13 protein-coding genes are annotated in these 17,884 nt (G+C 72.0%); 12 read left to right on the top strand and 1 reads right to left on the bottom strand.

Annotated elements, in window-relative coordinates:
• Positions 1–1,509 carry a lysine--tRNA ligase gene (gene lysS / locus ENE75_RS06265; RefSeq protein WP_128196923.1) on the bottom strand — a complete coding sequence of 503 codons (1,509 nt, stop codon included), beginning with the start codon at positions 1,507–1,509 and terminating at the stop codon, positions 1–3.
• Between the two features lie 142 nt (positions 1,510–1,651).
• On the opposite strand from lysS, the gene ENE75_RS06260 reads away from it, so the two are divergent.
• From ENE75_RS06260 to ENE75_RS06205, 12 genes are all read left to right on the top strand, one after another.
• Positions 1,652–2,950, top strand: a complete 1,299-nt coding sequence (locus tag ENE75_RS06260; RefSeq protein WP_158288873.1) for a lipopolysaccharide biosynthesis protein — start codon at positions 1,652–1,654, stop codon at positions 2,948–2,950.
• On the top strand, positions 2,943–3,611 hold the full coding sequence (locus tag ENE75_RS06255; RefSeq protein ID WP_128196919.1) for a methyltransferase domain-containing protein: 669 nt from the start codon (positions 2,943–2,945) through the stop codon (positions 3,609–3,611). Before ENE75_RS06260 ends, ENE75_RS06255 begins: the two co-directional genes overlap by 8 nt.
• Positions 3,608–4,972 carry a glycosyltransferase gene (locus ENE75_RS06250; protein ID WP_128196916.1) on the top strand — a complete coding sequence of 455 codons (1,365 nt, stop codon included), beginning with the start codon at positions 3,608–3,610 and terminating at the stop codon, positions 4,970–4,972. Before ENE75_RS06255 ends, ENE75_RS06250 begins: the two co-directional genes overlap by 4 nt.
• Entirely contained in the window at positions 4,965–6,041 is a 1,077-nt protein-coding gene (locus ENE75_RS06245; protein ID WP_128196914.1) for a glycosyltransferase, read from the top strand. The genes ENE75_RS06250 and ENE75_RS06245 overlap by 8 nt, the downstream gene beginning before the upstream one ends.
• A 9-nt stretch (positions 6,042–6,050) precedes the next feature.
• Positions 6,051–7,079 carry a glycosyltransferase family 2 protein gene (locus ENE75_RS06240; RefSeq protein ID WP_128196912.1) on the top strand — a complete coding sequence of 343 codons (1,029 nt, stop codon included), beginning with the start codon at positions 6,051–6,053 and terminating at the stop codon, positions 7,077–7,079.
• A 4-nt stretch (positions 7,080–7,083) separates the two neighbouring features.
• Positions 7,084–7,821, top strand: a complete 738-nt coding sequence (locus ENE75_RS06235) for a class I SAM-dependent methyltransferase (protein ID WP_128196910.1) — start codon at positions 7,084–7,086, stop codon at positions 7,819–7,821.
• Positions 7,818–8,984 (top strand): DegT/DnrJ/EryC1/StrS family aminotransferase, encoded by a 1,167-nt coding sequence (locus ENE75_RS06230; protein WP_128196908.1) that lies wholly within the window; start codon positions 7,818–7,820, stop codon positions 8,982–8,984. The genes ENE75_RS06235 and ENE75_RS06230 overlap by 4 nt, the downstream gene beginning before the upstream one ends.
• A 7-nt stretch (positions 8,985–8,991) precedes the next feature.
• The gene (locus ENE75_RS06225; RefSeq protein ID WP_128196905.1) at positions 8,992–9,591 is read left to right on the top strand and encodes a sugar transferase; all 600 of its coding nucleotides are present in this window, start codon (positions 8,992–8,994) and stop codon (positions 9,589–9,591) included.
• Entirely contained in the window at positions 9,588–11,504 is a 1,917-nt protein-coding gene (locus ENE75_RS06220) for a polysaccharide biosynthesis protein (RefSeq protein ID WP_128196903.1), read from the top strand. The genes ENE75_RS06225 and ENE75_RS06220 overlap by 4 nt, the downstream gene beginning before the upstream one ends.
• A gap of 37 nt (positions 11,505–11,541) precedes the next feature.
• On the top strand, positions 11,542–12,657 hold the full coding sequence (gene wecB / locus ENE75_RS06215; protein ID WP_233258959.1) for a non-hydrolyzing UDP-N-acetylglucosamine 2-epimerase: 1,116 nt from the start codon (positions 11,542–11,544) through the stop codon (positions 12,655–12,657).
• A 231-nt stretch (positions 12,658–12,888) separates the two neighbouring features.
• A complete protein-coding gene (locus tag ENE75_RS06210) occupies positions 12,889–16,125 on the top strand; it encodes an ATP-binding protein (protein WP_158288872.1) in 3,237 nt (1,078 codons plus the stop codon).
• Between the two features lie 322 nt (positions 16,126–16,447).
• Positions 16,448–17,884, top strand: a 1,437-nt coding sequence (locus tag ENE75_RS06205) for a Calx-beta domain-containing protein (RefSeq protein ID WP_310733618.1), incomplete at its 3' end; no start/stop codon positions are given.

The raw sequence follows: 17,884 nt of genomic DNA, 5'->3' as shown, positions 1-17,884 counted from the left end.
TCAGTCCGCTTCGCGGCGCAGCGCCGGGAAGAGGATCACGTCGCGGATGCTGGGGCTGTCGGTGAGCAGCATCACGAGGCGGTCGATGCCGATGCCGCAGCCGCCGGCCGGCGGCATGCCGTACTCCAACGCGCGGATGAAGTCGGCATCAAAGTACATGGCCTCGTCGTCGCCGGCGTCCTTGTTGGCCACCTGCGCCTGGAAGCGGGCCGCCTGGTCCTCGGCGTCGTTCAGCTCCGAGAAGCCGTTGGCGATCTCGCGCCCGGTCATGAAGAGCTCGAAGCGCTCGGTCACCGTCGGGTCGGCGTCGGAGGCGCGCGCCAGCGGCGAGACCTCCACCGGGTAGTCGACGATGTACGTGGGCTGCCAGAGCTTGTCCTCCACCGCCGCCTCGAAGAGGCCGAACTGCAGTTCGGCCAGCGTCCAGTGCGCCGGCGGTTCCTCGCCCAGCGCCTTGAGCTTCGCGTGCAGCACCGCGGCGTCGGTGGACTCGGCGTCGCTGAGCCCGGCATGCACGACCAGCGATTCGCGCACCGACAGGCGGGCGAAAGGCTGCTCCAGGTTCACCTCGCGCCCGCCGTAGCCGAGCACCGCCGAGCCGGTGGCCTGGCGCGCCGCGTGGCGCAGCACCTGCTCGGTGAAGTCCATGATCTCGCGGTGCGTCCAGTACGCCGCGTAGAACTCCATCATCGTGAACTCGGGGTTGTGGCGGACGCTGATGCCCTCGTTGCGGAAGTTGCGATTGATCTCGAACACGCGCTCGAACCCGCCCACCAGCAGCCGCTTGAGGTACAGCTCCGGCGCGATGCGCAGGAACATCTCCTGGTCCAGCGCGTTGTGGTGGGTGCTGAACGGCCGCGCGTTGGCCCCACCCGGGATCGGGTGCAGCATCGGCGTCTCGACCTCGAGGAAGCCGTGCTCGACCATGAAGCCGCGGATCGAGCTCACGGCCTTGCTGCGCGCGACGAAGCGCGCACGTGCCGCGTCGTCGGTCATCAGGTCCACGTAGCGCTGGCGGTACTTCTGTTCCTGGTCGGTCATGCCGTGGAACTTGTCCGGCAGCGGACGCAGGCTCTTCGTGAGCAGGCGCACCGAGGTGGCCTTGACCGACAGTTCACCGGTCTTGGTGCGGAACAGCGTGCCCTCGCAGCCCAGGATGTCGCCCAGGTCCCAGTGCTTGAAGGCGGCCAGCACGTCGGCGCCGACGGCGTCCTGCGTCACGTAGAGCTGGATGCGGCCCGAGGCGTCCTGCAGCGTCGCGAAGCAGGCCTTGCCCATCACGCGCTTGAGCATCATGCGGCCGGCCACCGCCACCTTGACGGCCTGCGGCTCGAGCTCCTCGTTGGGGACCTGGCCGTGGCGGTGGTGCAGGTCGGCCGCGTGGTGCGTGGGCCTGAAGTCGTTGGGGAACGCCACGCCCTGCGCGCGGATGGCGGCCAGTTTCTGCCGGCGCTCGGCGATGAGCTGGTTGTCGTCGGCGGGGGCGGCGGGGATGGGCGGCTGGGACATGGAGCGTGCTCGGTCAGGACCGCCGATTCTAGGCGGCACCCCCTCGATAGAATCCCCCGACCCCGAAGCCGCCCATGCATCCCAGCCCCTGTCGTTGCCGCATCGCGTCTGCCCGCCGGACCGGTGCCAGGCCCTGAGGCCGATGCTGCGCAGCGACACCGCGATGTACGGTGGCGCGGTCTTCATCGACCGCCTGCTGGCGCTGCTGCTGCTGCCGCTGCTCACCCGTGCCATCGGAGAGGCCGACTACGGTGCCTGGACGCAGACCCTGGTGGTCTCCAGCCTGCTGATGCCGCTGGTGCTGTTCGCGCTGCCCACCACCATCGTGCGCAGTTTCGCCCCCGCGGCGCTGGCGCGCCTGCGCTGGCTGGCCTTCGGCCGTCTCGGCGGCGTGGTGCTGGCCCTCTTCGCCGTGGCGGCGCTGGCCGGCTGGGCGGCCCGCGAAGGCGTGGCCGAACTGGCCTGGGGCGACGACGGCCGGGCTGTCCTGCTGCCCGGCCTGCTGCTGGTGCTCGCGGCCGACGCCGGCATCGAGTTCGCCAATGCCTGGCTGCGCGCGGCGGGCCGCATCGGCTGGATCGCCTGGGGTCTGCTCGCACGCAGCGCCTTGCGCTACGCGGTCGTCTGGGCGCTGGTGGCCGATGGCAGCCGGGCGCTGCAGGCCTGGCTGCCGGTGTACGGGGTCAGCCAGCTGGCGCTGGCCGCCGCTCTGCTGATCCTGGCGGCGCGTGTGCTGCAGGCGGAGGCGCAGGCACCGCCCGCGCAGCCGCCGGCCGCCGAGGTGCCACGCATGGCCGAACTGCTGTCGTTCTCGGCACCGTTGGTCGGGCTCGCCCTCTTTGGCGCGCTGAACGCCAGCTTCGATCGCTTCCTGCTCGTGCAGGCCCTGGGCCTGGAGGCCGTGGCCACGTATGCGGCGGCCGTGTCCCTCAGTGCCGTGCCCGCCGTGTTCTACAGCGTGCTGGGCTTCACCCTGTTTCCGGTGCTGGCGCGGGCCTGGCACGGGCAGCGGCGCGACGAGGCCGCGCGCCTGACCGGCCAGGCGTTGGCCGTGTTCGTGGGGCTGGCCCTGCCGGTGGGCCTGGCCCTGGCCGTCGCCGGCCCCTGGCTGCTGCCTTGGCTCACCACGGCGAGCTATCAGGCGCCTTGGCCCGTGTTCGCCGGCCAGGCGGTGGCGGTGCTGGCCTTCGGCATCTACCAGGTCCTGCTGTACACCCTGCTGCTCGACGGCCGCAGCCTGCAGGTCCTGGGCATGGCCATGGTGGCAGCGGCGCTGAATGCCGTGGCCAATCTCTGGCTGCTGCCCCGCTTCGGCATGAGCGGGGCCGCGGCCGCCGCCGCGCTGGCCAATCTGGCGGTCATGGGCTGGGCCTGGCAGGCTGCCGGCCGCGTGCTTGGGCGCGTGCCCGCCCCCTGGCGCTGGAGGTCAAGCCTTGGCTGAGTTCGACGCACAGTTCCGCATGCAGCCGCGCGATTTCATCGCGGGGCTGGACTTCTACACCTGGACGCGCCACTTCCACGTGCTGCACGACCTGCTGGCACGCGAGCACGGCGACGTGATCGAGGTCGGCACCGGCGATGGCGTCGTGCGCCGCTGCGCCGGACCGTTCATGCGCAGCTATCGCGTGATGGACATCAACCCCGCGCTGCAGCCCGACATCGTGGGCAACCTGCTCGACCCGCAGCCTGCGCTGGCGGCGAGCGCGGACGCCGTGGTCTGCACCGAAGTGCTGGAACACCTGCCGTTCGAGGCGCTGCCGCGGGCACTGGCGCAACTGCAGGGTTTCCTGAGGCCCGGCGGACGGCTGTACCTGACCTTGCCGCACCGCAAGGCGCACGTGCTGTTTGTCTCCCCGCGCCAGCGCCTGTGGCCACTGCGGTTCCCGGTGGGGCTGCTGAGCCTGTCGGAGGCCTGGAACCGCTTCGTGCGCCGGCGCATCTGGATCGACCCGCACCACTGCTGGGAAATCGGCGACGGCCGCGTCCGGCGCCGCGACGTCGAGCGCCTGCTGGCCGAAGGCGGCTGGCGGGTGCAGGCCTTCCGCGAGCTGCCCTACTGCGACTGCTGGATCCTGGCCCACGGCCAGCCGCCCGCGGCATGAGGCTGCTGCTGGTCAGTCACCACTTCCCGCCGATGGGCGGCGCCGGCGTGCAGCGGGCCCTGAAGTTCGCGCGCTACCTCGGCGATTTCGGCGTCGCGGTGACGGTGCTGGCTGGCGACGACCCGGGCTACCTGCAGGACGCCTCGCTGCTGTCCGAACTGCCGCCGACGGTGCCGGTGCACCGTGTGCCGCACCGCACGCTGCTGCAGCGTGCGATGGCATGGCGGCGCGGTGCCGCGGCGAGCCAGGGCGCCGCGCCGGCACCTGCTTCGGAGGCGTCGAAGCCCACCGTGCCAGCCCCGCCTCGTTGGCGCGACGCCGTGCTCACCGCCTGGTCGGCGCTGCAATGGCCCGACGAGCGCGGCGGCTGGGCCCGTTCGGCCCTGCCGGTCGGCCGGGCGCTGATGCGTGACGGCGGCTTCGATGCCGTGATGAGCACCGCGCCGCCGGTGGCGGCACACGCGCTGGCGCGCCGGCTCGCGCGCGAAGCGGGTGTGCCGTGGGTGGCCGACTGGCGGGACCTGTGGGCCGACAACCCTGGTAACGCCGCGCCCGCGTGGCGGCGGGCGATCGACCGGCGCACCGAGGCGCACTGGTTGCGCGATGCGGCCGGCGTCGTCGTCGTGACGCCGTCCTGGCAGCGGCGCTATGCCGCCGCGCTGGACGGCCGCTGCCCGGTGGCCTGGATCCCGAACGGCTACGACGAGGCCGACTTCGCCGACGCGCCCACGCGCACGCCGGCGGCCGACGGCGCCTTCCGGCTGGTGCACGTCGGCAGCTTCTACGGGCCGCGCGATCCGGCGCCCGTGCTCGACGCGCTGGACCGTTGCCTCGCGGCAGGGGCGGCCGGGCCGGGGCGGCGCGCGCTGCGTCTGCGGCTGGTGGGCGCCGTCGGCCGGCGATTCGATGCGGCCCTGGGGGCCTTCGCGTCGCGCCACCCGGGGGCGGTCGAGCGGGTGCCCTATGTCCCGCACGCGCAGGCGCTGGCCGAGATGCGGGCGGCCGATGCGCTGTTGCTGGTGGTCGGCGCGGGTGCAGGCCGGCAGGACGTGCGCGACGTCGTCGCCGGCACGCTGCCAGGCAAGCTGTTCGAATACCTGCGCAGCGGCCAGCCCGTGCTGCTGCTCGGCGACCCCGGCGGTGATGCGGCGGCACTGCTGCGCGCGCACGGCCGCGGGTGGGTGGCCGACGAAACCGACCCGGCCGCCATCGCCCAGATGCTGGAACGGATGCTGGTCGAGTCCCCGCCCTTGCCGGCCGGCGCGCAGGTGGCACGGTTCGAGCGCCGTGCCCTGGCCGGCGAACTGGCCGCCTTCGTGCGCGACGTGCGGCAGCGTTTCGATGCGCGCGGCCATGGCTGAACACCTCTGCCTGCTCGGCGACGCCAACAGCGTGCACCTGCGACGCTGGGCGCTGGAGATGGCCACGCGTGGCTTTCGCATCAGTATCGTCACCGCGCGTCCGCAGCCGCTGGAGGGCATCGAGCAGATCGTGCTGCCCCCGGTGCGCCGCTCGGCCGACTGGCTGTGGCGCGTGGGCGCGGCGCGCCGCGCCGTGGCTGCGCTGGCGCCGGACCTGGTGCATGCGCACTACGTGACGTCCTACGGCTTCCTGGCCGCACGCATCGGCCGACGCCCGCTGGTGATGACGGCCTGGGGCAGCGACCTGCTGCTCACGCCCGAGCGCAGCGCGCTGTTGCGCGCGCTGACCGGCTGGACGCTGCACCGGGCCGACCTCGTCACCGGCGACTCGCTGGACCTCGTGGCCGCGGCAGACGCCTATGGCCTGCGCCGGCCGGCCGTCCAGCTGCACTGGGGCGCTGACATGGCGCGCTTCGCGCCGGCGGACTGGCCGGCACGCGCGCCGTTCGAGATCGTCAGCCTACGCAGCTGGGAGCCCAACTACCGCATCCCGGTGATCCTGCAGGCGGCGGCGGCGCTGCACCACGAGGCGCCGCAACGGCCGCTGCACCTGCACCTGCTGGGCGGGGGGCCCGACGAAGCGGCGCTGCGCGCGCAGGCGCAGGCGCTGGGGCTGGCTCAGGTGGTCAGCTTTCATGGTCGGCTCGACGACGCCGGCATGGCCGCGGTGCTGGCGCGCTGCAAGGCCTCGGTCTCGGTGCCGGCCAGCGACGCCACCTCGGTCAGCGTGCTCGAGAGCATGGCCGCCGGCGTCCCGGTGGTCGCCAGCGACCTGCCGGCCAATCGTCAGTGGCTGGATGCCGACCGGCGGCTGATCGTGCCGGTGGACGACGCCACCGCGCTGGCCGGTGCGCTGCGCCTGCTGCGTGACGACGACACGCTGGCACGCCAGGTGTCGGAGCACCAGCTCGCGCGGATGCGCATGGACGGCGACCGCCGGGTGCAGATGGACCGGATGGCGGCGCTTTACCGCGAACTGCTGGCCGACCAACACCCATTGCGCCGATAGGATGTCGGGGTGACCTCCCTCGTCAGCGTGATCGTGCCCTGCCGCAACGAAGCCGCCCACATCGGCGCCTTCGCGGCCAGCGTGCTCGCGCAGCGGCTGCCGGCCGGTCTGGCGCTGGAGGTGGTGGTGGCCGACGGCCGCAGCGACGACGGCACCCGCGACCGGCTGGCGGCGCTGGCCGCGGCGGATGCCCGGCTGCGCTGGATCGACAACCCGGCGCGCACCACGCCGGTCGCGCTGAACCGCGCCATCGCGGCGGCCCAGGGCGAGTGGATCGTGCGCATGGACGTGCACACCACCTACGCCGACGACTACGTGGCGCAGTGCGTGCAGGCACTGCAGGACACCGGCGCCAGCTGCGTCGGCGGGCCCTGGCGGGCCGCCGTGGTGGATGACGGCGTGGTCGCGCCGGCCGTCGCCGCCGCCTTCGGCAGCCGCTTCGGCGCTGGCGGGGCGGCCTCGCGCCGGCTGGACCACACCGGCGAGGTCGACACCGTTTACCTGGGCGCGTGGCGGCGCGACACCCTGCTGCGCCTGGGCGGCTTCGACGAGGCCCTGGTGCGCAACCAGGACGACGAACTCGCGCTGCGCATCGTCCGCGGCGGCGGGCGCGTGTGGCAGAGCGCGGCCATCCGTTCGAGCTACGTGCCCCGCGCGTCGTTCCTGGCGCTGTTCCGCCAGTTCTGGCAGTACGGCTACTGGAAGGTCGCCGTGATCCGCAAGCACCGCCTGCCGGCGTCGCCACGGCACCTGGTGCCGTTCGCCTTCGTGGCCACGCTGACTGTGCTGGCGCTGGCGGCACCGTGGTCCGGCATCGCGGCGTCGGCGGGCGCCGTGCTGCTGGCGGTGTACGCCACCGCGGCGCTGGCGATCGCCGCAGTGCCGATGCCGCCGTGGCAGCACCCGTGGCGCTGGCTGGCCGTCGCGTGGGCGTTCGCCTGCATGCACGCCGGCTACGGCCTGGGTTTCGCACGCGGCCTGCTCGACCATGTGCTGCGCCGGCGTGCCGGCGCGCAGGCCACCACGTTGACGCGATGACGCGATGACGCCGCAGCAGCACTCCGGTGACGCCCAGGCCGCCACGCCCGACGAGCCGGCCGCAGTGGCCGCGCGCTACGCGCAGCGCGTCGACGACGGCCGCTATGACCCGCTGAAGCCCGACGTGCTGCTCGCGCGCCAGGAGCGCGAGCGCGCGCTGGTGGCGCTGCTGCGCCGCCATGCGCCGCGGCCGCTGCGCGAACTGGACGTGCTCGAGGTCGGCTGCGGCCACGGCGACAACCTGCTCGAACTGATGCGCCTGGGCGCCGACCCGGTACGCCTGGTGGGCAATGAACTGTTGCCCGACCGCTGCGCGGCCGCGCGCCGGCGGCTTCCTGCAGCGCTGCGCCTGATCGAAGGCGACGCGATGGCGGCGCCGCTGCCGGAGGCCGGCTTCGACATCGTGTTCCAGTCCACCGTCTTCACTTCGCTGCTCGACGACGACTTCCAGCACCGGCTGGCGGCCCGGATGTGGCAGTGGGTGCGTCCCGGAGGAGGCGTGCTCTGGTACGACTTCGCGTTCGACAACCCGCGCAACACCCACGTGCGCGGTGTGCCGGTGTCGCGCATTCGCGCGCTGTTCCCAGCGGCCACAATCGACGTTCGCCGCCTCACGCTGGCACCACCGCTGGGGCGCCGCGCTGCGGCATTGCACCCGGCGCTGTGGCGCGCGTTGAACGCCATGCCTTGGCTGCGCACCCACCGCCTGGCCTGGATCGCCAAACCGCTGTCACCCCGATGACCGACACGCCACCGCCCTTCCTGCCCTTCGCGCTGCCCGAGATCGGTGACGAAGAGATCGCCGAGGTCGTCGACTCGTTGCGGAGCGGATGGGTCACCACCGGCCCGAAGGCGCGGCGCTTCGAGCAGGACTTCGTCGCCTTCCTCGGCGACCCGTCACTGCACGCGGTGGCGGTGAACTCGGCCACCGCCGGCCTGCACCTGGCGCTGGAGGCCCTGGGCATCGGCCCCGGCGACGAGGTCATCACCACCACCCACACCTTCACCGCCACCGCCGAGGTGGTGCGCTACCTGGGCGCCGACGTGAAGCTGGTCGACATCGACCCGGCTACCCTGAACATCGACCCGGCGGCGGTGGAGGCGGCCATCACACCGCGCACCAGAGCCCTGATCCCGGTGCACTATGCCGGTTTGGCCGCCGACATGGCGACGCTCGGCGACACCGCCCGCCGGCACGGCCTGGCCGTGGTGGAGGACGCGGCGCACGCGCTGCCCACCACGCACGCCGGCCACCTGGTCGGCACGCTGGACAGCGCGGCCACGGTGTTCAGCTTCTACGCCAACAAGACCATCACCACTGGCGAAGGCGGCATGCTGGTCACCCGCGACGCGGCGCTGGCGAAGCGGGCCCAGGTGATGCGCCTGCACGGCATGAGCCGTGATGCCTTCGACCGCTTCCGGTCGGACAAGCCGAGCTGGTTCTACGAGATCGTGGCCCCGGGCTTCAAGTACAACCTGACCGACATTGCTGCCGCGCTGGGGCTGCACCAGCTGAAGAAGGCGCGTGCCTTCCAGGCCCGGCGTGCGGCCATCGCCGAGGCCTACGATGCGGCTTTCGCCGGGCTGCCGGTGATCACGCCACCAAGGCCGGCCGAAGGCGACCTGCATGCCTGGCACCTGTATGTGCTGCGCCTCGCCGATGACGTCCATGTCAGCCGGGACACGCTGATCGAACGCCTGTTCGCCGCCGGCATCGGCTGCAGCGTGCACTACATCCCGCTGCACCTGCAGCCCTATTGGCGCGACCGCTACGCCTTGTTGCCGGAAATGTTCCCACACAGCCAGCACGCCTACGAACGCATGCTGAGCCTGCCGATCTACACCCGCATGACCGACGCCGACGTGGCCCGCGTGGCGCTGGCGGTGCGCGAGGCCCTGCGCTGATCCAACGATGGCCAAACGCCTGTTCGACGTGCTGCTCGCCGGGATGGGCCTGCTCTTGTCGTGGCCCCTGCTGCTGCTGCTGGCGGTCTGGGTGCGACTGGACTCACCCGGCCCGGCGCTGTACCGGCAGCTGCGCGTTGGCCGTTGCGGCGTGCCGTTTCGCATCCGCAAGTTCCGCACGATGTTCGTCGACGCCGGCGGCCCGCCGCTGACCGTGGGTGACGACCCACGCATCACACGCGCCGGCCGCATGCTGCGCCGCACGCGGCTGGACGAACTGCCGCAGCTGCTGGACGTGCTGCAGGGCACGATGAGTCTGGTCGGTCCCCGCCCCGAGGTACCGCGCTACATGGACGCGGCCCCGGCCGACCTGAAGGCCCGCGTGCTGGCCGTGCGCCCCGGCATGACCGACCCGGTGGCGGTGGCCCACCTGGACGAGTCCGCACTGCTGGCGCAGGCGGCCGACCCGGAGCAGGTCTACCGCGACGTGCTGCTGCCGGCCAAGCTGCGCGCCGCGGCCGAATACGCTGACCGTGCCACGCTGGCCACCGACCTGCAGGTGCTGTGGCGCACGGCCAGTGCACTGTGGTGGGGGCGCGCGCGATGAGCGTGGACCCCGTGGCGCACCCCACCGCCTGGCACCGCCTGGATGCCTGGTTGGCGCGGCTGCGCCCGCACCGGCGCGGTCTGGCGTTGACCATCGACGCGGCCACGGTCTTCTTGTGCTGGAATGCCACCTACCTGTTCCGCCTGGGCTTCGAGCGCTGGCTCCGTGTCCGGCCCGACTACGACCCCTGGGTGATCGCCGGCATCGTGGTGGCCTACGCAGCGGCCTTCCTGCTGCTGCGCGTGCCCCAGGGCCTGTGGCGCTTCTCCGGGTTCGGCGAGGTCAAGCGCCTGGCGCTGGCCTGCGCGCTGGCCGGCACGGTGTCGGCGGTGGTCGTGATGGGCCTGGGCCTGGTCAAGGTCCCGCGTGCGGTGCTGGCGCTGCACCCGGTGGTCACGCTGATGGGCGTGGTGCTGGTGCGCATGGCCTACCGCATGCTGTACGAGCATGCGCGCCAGCGCATCACCGGCAGCGACCGCGAGATCCGTCGCGCCCTCGTGCTGGGCGCGGGCGGCGCGGCGCGGCGGTTGCTGGCCGGCATCCACCAGCACGGCTGGGTGGTGCTGGGCCTGCTGGACGACGACCCGGCCAAGCAGGGCGCCAGCATTGCCGGCGTGCCGGTGCTGGGCACGCTGGAGGCCGTGCGGGATGCCGCCGTGCGTGGTGCCGCCACCCACGTCATCGTGGCCCTGCCCACCGCCACGGCGGCGCAGCGCCGGCGTGCGCTGGCGCTGGCCGCCGACAGCGGGCTGCCCGTGGTCACCGTGCCCGGCGAGGACGAACTGCGCACCGGCCGCGGGCGGCTGGAGCGGCTGCGCGAGATCGAGCCCGACGACCTGCTGGGCCGCGCACCGGTGGTGCTGGACGAAGCGGGCGTGGGGGCGCTGGTGCGCGGCCGCACGGTGCTGGTCACCGGTGCCGGCGGCAGCATCGGCAGCGAACTCTGCCGACAGCTGGCGGCGCTGTCACCGGGGCGGCTGGTGCTGGTGGAACTGTCGGAGTTCAACCTGTATGCCGTCGACGAGGACCTGGCGGCACGCTCGCCGGGCGTTGCGCGCGTGCCGCTGGTGGGGGACGTGAAGGACGCGGCCCGCATGCAGGCGCTGATGCAGGCCTGGCGCCCGGCGGTGGTCTTCCACGCCGCGGCCTACAAGCACGTGCCGCTGATGGAGCACCACAACGCGCTGGCGGCGTTGCGCAACAACACGCTGGGCACGCAGGTCACGGCCCGGGCCGCGGCCGAGGCGGGCGCCGAGGCCTTCGTGCTGATCAGCACCGACAAGGCCGTGAACCCCACCAACGTGATGGGCGCGACCAAGCGCGCGGCGGAGATGGTGGTCAGCGCGCTGGCCGCACAGCACCCGGCCACGCGCTTCGTGGCGGTGCGCTTCGGCAACGTGCTCGGCAGCAGCGGCAGCGTGATCCCGAAGTTCAAGGAGCAGATCGCGCGCGGCGGGCCGGTGACGGTGACGCACCCGGAGATCATCCGCTTCTTCATGACCATTCCCGAGGCGGCGCGCCTGGTGCTGCAGGCCGCGGCCATCGGCGGCAGCGGCCAGGTGATGGTGCTCGACATGGGCGAGCCGGTGAAGATCGCCGACCTGGCGCGCCAGCTGATCCGGCTGGCGGGCCACACACCGGAGGAGATCCGCATCGAGTACACGGGCCTGCGTCCGGGCGAGAAACTCTACGAGGAACTGCTGGCCGACGCCGACGACACGCTGCCCACCGCGGTGCCGCGGCTGCGCGTGGCGCGGCTGGCGGCACGCGGGGTAGACGATCCTGCGATGCAGGCACTGGGCTACCTGCTGGTGCTGGCCGACGCCGCCCAGGACGCCGAAGATGCCGCCGTCCGTGCCAGCCTGCACGCCGCCGTGCCGGAGTACAGGCCGGCCGGCGATGCCCCGCGCTAGCATGCCCGCGCCTCAGAAAGATCCGACAGGACCGCCCGTGACCGCTCCTTGCCTGCACCTGATCGCCGGTGCCCGCCCCAACTTCATGAAGATCGCGCCCATCGTGCGCGCGCTGCAGGCCGACGGCCGGCTGCGCTGGAAGCTGGTGCACACCGGCCAGCACTACGACCGCAACATGAGCGACGTGTTCTTCGAGGAACTGGGCATCCCGGCCCCCGACGTGCACTTCAACTGCGGCGGCGGCTCGCACGCGGTGCAGACCGCGCGCATCATGGAAGCCTTCGAGCAGCACATCGCCAACGACCGGCCCGATGCCGTGGTGGTGGTGGGCGACGTGAACTCCACGCTGGCCTGCACCATCGTGGCCAAGAAGGCCGGCATCCCGGTGGCCCACGTGGAGGCGGGGCTGCGCAGCGGCGACATGGCCATGCCCGAGGAGATCAACCGCATCGTCACCGACAGCCTCAGCGACTGGTTCTTCGTCACCGAACCCAGCGGCGTCGACAACCTGCGGCGCGAGGGCCAGGCCGAGGCCAAGATCCACCACGTCGGCCACGTGATGGTGGACAACGTGATGTACCAGGCCGAGCTGCTGGGCCGCAGCGACACGACTGGCTTCCCGACCGATGCCGTCAAGCGAGAGCTTCAGGCGAACGGCGGGCGTTATGGCGTCGTCACGCTGCACCGGCCCTCGAACGTCGACGACGCGGCCAACCTGGCGGCCATCGCCGGTGCGCTGAAGACCGTCGCCGCCGACGTGCCGCTGGTCTTCCCGGTGCACCCGCGCACGCGCGGCACGCTGCAGAAGGCGGGGCTGGACCTGGGCCCGCGCATCCATCTGATGGACCCGCAGCCCTACATGAGCTTCCTGCACCTGTGGAAGGACGCAGCTGTGGTGCTCACCGACAGCGGCGGCCTGCAGGAGGAGACCACGGCGCTGGGCGTGCCCTGCCTGACGCTGCGCGAGAACACCGAGCGCCCGATCACCATCGAAGAAGGCACCAACCACCTGGTGGGTACCGACCCGGCGGCCATCGTCGCTGCGGCGCGCCAGGTGCTGGGCGCGGGTGCGCCGCCGGCACGCAAGCCCGCGCTGTGGGACGGGCAGGCCGCCGGGCGCATCGTGGCGGTGATGGCGGGCGACCTGCTCTGAACGGATCGGGCCCGGCGCCGGGTCGGAGCGACCGTCAGAGACGATATGCTCGGCTTCCCGGCGGGGAGGCTGGGCGGGCGAGGCCATGTCGTGGGAGACCGCCACGAGATGCCGGCATGGCCAGGCGTCCCCGACGCCACCCGATGAGCCCTGTCCCCCAGCCACATGGATCCGCCGTCGATCGAACCTGACCAACCGGTGGTCGGCTTGTGCTTCCTGCAGTCACCTTCCGTGACGATCGCAGGTCAGGCGTCGCAGGCGCTGACGCCGGTGAATGCGCTGTTGCTGGCCTGTGTGGCGCTGGGCGGTCCCCGCGACCGTGACGCCCTGGCGGTGCTGCTCTACCCCGAGACGCCGCGGACGACGCGGCGCAGCAATCTGCGTCAGCGCCTGCGTCAGATCCGCTCCCTGCACCCGGCGCTGCTGGTCGACGACGGGAACCATCTCGCGCTCGGGCCCGACGTGCGCCACGACCTGGAGTCCCCGGAGCAGACTCTGGCCGCGAACCCTGCGGCACTGACGGGTTCGCTGCTGGGCAACATCGAGTTCGGCACCTTGCCGGAGATGTCGGCCTGGTTGCGACGGGCCCGCGAGTCCTGGGCCGAGCGGCGGCGTGACGTGCTGACCGGTCTGGCCGTGGCGCGCGAGGCCGATGGACGGATCAACGAGGCTCTGTCCTACGCCACCCGGCTGGTCCACGACGACCCCACCCACGAGCACGCCGTGCGCCTGCTGATGCGGCTGCACTTCCGGCGCGGAGACCGAGGCGCGGCCCTCGCGGTCTACGAACGCTGCGTGACCGCCATGCACCAGCAGTTCGGCGAGGCGGTCAGCGAAGAGACCGCGCGGCTGGGCGACCTGATCGGGCGTGAGGACCGTCAGGCTCCGGCGCCGGTGACGCCACTGCCGGTTCAACTGCGGCACCCGCCGCGCACGATCGCCCGCGACGTCGAGCGTGACGCCATGCACCGGCGCTGGCTGTCGTGCGGCGTGGTGGTGCTGACCGGTCCGCCCGGGATCGGCAAGACCCGGTTGTTCGACGACTTCTGCCGCCTGGCAGGGCTGCAACGGGTGGTCCGTCTGGCCTCCGGCGATGCCGAACAGCCGCTCGGTCTGCTGCGGCGGATCGTTCGTGCGGCCGGGGTGCAGGCCGCGGGCGGCGAAGGTCGCGAGAACCTGGTCGCGGCGCTGACCCAGGCGCTGGGGGCCGCGACCTCGGAGCAGCCGCTGTGGCTGGCGGTGGACGATCTGCACTTCGCCGACGACGAGAGCCTGGAGGCGCTGTGCCGCCTACTGCCCGTGAACGAGCCGCGGCACGCCGTGCGCTGGTGCCTGACCTGTCGGGACCACCCGGTGCCTGCCCCGTTGGCCGCCTGGCTCGACCGCGAGGACGGCCCGCTGCCGGCCGAGGCCCTGGTCGACATGGCGCCGATGACACCTGATGACGTGGGGGCCTTCGCCGCGGCGTTGACCGACGACGACATCGACGCGACCGCCTGGGGCGCGGCGCTGCATCGGCACTGCGGTGGCGTGCCGCTGCACCTGATGTGGGTGCTGCGCACCCTTCACGAACAGCGCACCTGGCCCGCGCCGCAGCCCCCGACGACCCTGCCGGAACCCGCCGAACTGACGCGTCGCCTGGTTCGCCGCCTGGACGGCGGCGATCCGCGCATCCAGCAGCTGGCCTTCGTGGCGGCGCTGGCAGGCCCGGACTTCGACGCCCGCCTGGCACGACATATCGTGGGCTGCAGCGTCTCGGAACTGTCGGTGCAGTGGCGCCGGCTCGAACTTGCCGGCGTGCTGCGTGGCCGGCATTTCAGCCACGACCTCATGCGTCGGGCCGTGCTGGACAGCGTGCCGGACGCCGTGCGGCCGGACCTGCACGCCGAGATCGCCGCGGCGCTGGGCGACCGGCCGGTGTCGGTGCAGCGCCGTGCCGGCCACTGGGCCCGGGCCGATCGCCCGCTGCAGGCCGCGGCCGACTACCGCCAGGCGGCCGAAGAGGCCATGACCGCGGGCCTGTCGATGCGGGCCATCACGCTGCTGGAGGAGGCTTCGGCCCAGTTCGAGCGCGCCGGCGAGCCCGACGCCGCGTTCGAGGCCATCTGGCGGGCCGGACGCCTGCGTGTGGCGCGCGCTTCGGCCGGCGCCGGCCAGGACACGGCTGTGCAGTTGTCCGCCCGCGCGCGTGACGACCGCCAGCGGGCGATGGCCTTGTCGTTGCTGGCGTACGCCAAGAGCCAGCGCCACGTGGCCGGCGGTGAAGACGACGCATCGCAGGCCCTGGCGCACGCCACCGCAGCAGGTGATCAGGCGCTGCAACGCGAAGCCCTGCTGCGCCTGTGCATGTGCTGGCACGTGGCCGGGCGCTGGTCCGAGGTGATCGCCATGCTGGACCGCATGGACGCCGGCGAATGGGGCCCGGTCGGCCCGCTGGAACGGCCGGATCTCGAGGACACCCGGGCGCTGGCCTTGGCCGGGTTGGGCCGTCGCAGCGCCGCGGTGACCGCGCTGTATGCGGCGCGCGATCGTGCGCTGAGTGCGCAAAACTGGGAACGGGCCGCAGACGCCTGCAGCACGGTGTCCGTGCAGCTGGCGTACCTGTGCCGCATCCCGGAAGCCGTCGAGGCCAGTCGGGCCGCCATCGAGCTGTCGCGTCGCGCAGGTGCCGAAGAGGGCTCGACCCTGATCGACGTCATGTCGCTGGCCGGCGTCTCACTGGATCAGGGGCGCTTCGGTGTCGCGGTGGAGCTCGGCGAGCAGGCGGCCGAGGGGCTGAAGAACACCGGGTACGACGCCTGGATCGCCAACGCCGACAACTGCCTGGCATCGGTGTTCGCGGTGCTGGGGCGGCACGACCTGGCCGAGCGCCGCCTGCGCGAGCTGCCGCCGGACGCCCCGTTGTGGACGCGCGTGGCGCGCCAGAACATGCGCGCGTCGCTGTACCAACGGCGCACCGGCAAGTCGCCGCTGGCGCACTACGACAAGGTGCTGGACCTGCTCACGTCGGTCGGCGAGTTCGTGCCGCCGATGATCACGCATTCCATTGCCACCGAGCGTGCACGCTGGATGGCCCCGGCCGACGGCTGGCCGCTGGTCGAGGCCGCAGCACGATGGGCCGCCGAGAACGAACACGTCGCGCTGCAGCGTATCGTGCTCCGCGCCCAAGGGGAGATCCTGCGCGCCGCCGGAGACCTGGCCGGTGCCGCCCGCACGGCCGACGCCCTGTTCGACCACTTCGGCGGGCAGTGGCACATGTACAACGGCTACCTGCCCGAGTACTGGAAGGCCATGATCGAGGCCTGGGACGGGGTCGGCGACCAGCAACGCACCGAAACGGTGCTCGACCAGGCCATCCGCTGGATCGACGAGCGCGTGGCCCACGACGTGCCGGACGTGTTCCGGGTCAGCTTCCTCGAGTCCAACCGGGCCAATCGCTGGCTGATGCGCCGCGCCGGGCGGGCCTGACCGGCGCGCCCGGGCGAGTCCCGGCGCCGGCCATCACGCTTTCATCACGCTGGCTCCGTAGGCTTCGTGTCCATGGTTCCAGGGCGTCGCGTGCATGTCGCCGCAACTGCCCTGGCACCGAAGCTTGGACTCAGGAGGAAGCGTCATGGCCAGCAGCACCGATCTCCGTTCCCTTGCAGGGGTGTTTGTCGACTCGGAGGCGGTCGACCAGACTGGCTTCGCCTTGAGCGTGGAGGCCTTGGCACTGCCGGCGGATGCTGACGTCGAGACGACGGCAGGGGCCCAGCCGTTGAGGGCGGACCAGGCGGCGTCCACGGATCCCATGGCCGAACCTGGCCTGGCAGCCGCGCAGGGTCTGCTGGCAGCGAGCGAAGGGTTTGCCGCGCCCCAGCCCGGCAGGGCGCCGTCGCCGACCTTCGGTCCCGAGGGTGCGCTGAACGAGCCGGCGGCCACGCCGGTGGCGAACCCGTTGATCAGCGTGTCGGATTTCGTGGCCGGTGAGGCCGATGGCACGGCCGAGTTCGTGGTGAGCCTTTCCGCGCCAGGCATCAATGCCGTGTCGGTCAACTACGCGACCAGCAGCTTCACGGCCTTGTCCGGAAGTGATTTCACGGCTGCCAGCGGCACGTTGAACTTCGCACCCGGCGAGACCAGTAAGACGGTAGTGATCAGCATCCTCAACGACACCAGCGTCGAAGGGCTGCAGTCGCTGCGCTTGACCTTGAGCGGCGCCTCTGGCGGATCGATCTTCAATGGTGTGGGCACGGGCCTGATCGTCGACAACGACGATGTGCAGGCGACACCGGAGATCTACGTCCGCGACATCGTGGTCGACGAGAAGCAGGGCACGGCGACCTTCATGGTCACGCTGGGCGAAGCGGTGGGGCAGCGTTCGGTGAGCACCGTGACGGTGGACTACGCCACGGCCAACGGCAGCGCGGTGGCGGGCAGCGACTACGTGGCCGCGAGCGGCACGCTGAGTTTTGCGCCTGGTGAGTCGGTCAAGCTGGTGACGGTGGACCTGATCGACGACGGCACGGCCGAAGGGGCCGAGAGGTTCTACCTGAACCTGAGCAACGCCAGCGGCGGCAACATCGTGCAGGGGCAGGCGCTGGCGACGATCGGGCTGAGCGACGGCAGCACGTCGGCCAACCCGCTGATCACGGTCAAGGACATGGTCGTCGACGAGACCGACGGCTTCGTGGACATCGTGGTGAGCCTGAGCGCGCCGAGCGCCTCGACGGTGACGGTGGACTACGCGACGGCGAGTTGGACGGCACTCAACGGTAGCGACTTCGAAGGTGTGAGCGGCACGCTGAAGTTCCTGGCCGGCGAGACCACCAAGACGGTCCGTGTGGAGTTGATCAACAACACTGACGTCTCGACCTTCGAGAGCTTCAAGCTCAACCTGAGCAACGCCAGCGGGGCGACGATCCACGACGGCATCGGCGAAGTGCTGATGGTGGACAACGATGACAACGAAGCCTCGCCGCAGATCTACGTGCGCGACATCGTGATCGACGAGAAGGCGGGCACGGCGACCTTCATGGTCACGCTGGGTGAGGCGGTGGGGCAGAACAGCACCAGCACGGTGACGGTGGACTACGCCACGGCCAACGGCAGCGCGGTGGCGGGCAGCGACTACGTGGCCGCGAGCGGCACGCTGAGTTTTGCGCCTGGTGAGTCGGTCAAGCTGGTGACGGTGGACCTGATCGACGACGGCACGGCCGAAGGGGCCGAGAGGTTCTACCTGAACCTG

Origin of the sequence: Rubrivivax albus (assembly GCF_004016515.1) — a bacterium.
GTDB classification, from domain to species: domain Bacteria; phylum Pseudomonadota; class Gammaproteobacteria; order Burkholderiales; family Burkholderiaceae_C; genus Rubrivivax; species Rubrivivax albus.
This window is presented reverse-complemented; position numbering and strand designations above follow the sequence as displayed.

Bases quoted from the DNA above. Each gene is read 5' to 3' on its own strand.
- ENE75_RS06260 (WP_158288873.1), top strand. From the start codon at position 1,652: ATGCTGCGCAGCGACACCGCGATGTACGGTGGCGCGGTCTTCATCGAC.
- ENE75_RS06220 (WP_128196903.1), top strand. From the start codon at position 9,588: ATGAGCGTGGACCCCGTGGCGCACCCCACCGCCTGGCACCGCCTGGAT.
- ENE75_RS06250 (WP_128196916.1), top strand. From the start codon at position 3,608: ATGAGGCTGCTGCTGGTCAGTCACCACTTCCCGCCGATGGGCGGCGCC.
- lysS (WP_128196923.1), bottom strand. From the start codon at position 1,509: ATGTCCCAGCCGCCCATCCCCGCCGCCCCCGCCGACGACAACCAGCTC.
- ENE75_RS06245 (WP_128196914.1), top strand. From the start codon at position 4,965: ATGGCTGAACACCTCTGCCTGCTCGGCGACGCCAACAGCGTGCACCTG.
- ENE75_RS06225 (WP_128196905.1), top strand. From the start codon at position 8,992: ATGGCCAAACGCCTGTTCGACGTGCTGCTCGCCGGGATGGGCCTGCTC.
- ENE75_RS06235 (WP_128196910.1), top strand. From the start codon at position 7,084: ATGACGCCGCAGCAGCACTCCGGTGACGCCCAGGCCGCCACGCCCGAC.
- ENE75_RS06230 (WP_128196908.1), top strand. From the start codon at position 7,818: ATGACCGACACGCCACCGCCCTTCCTGCCCTTCGCGCTGCCCGAGATC.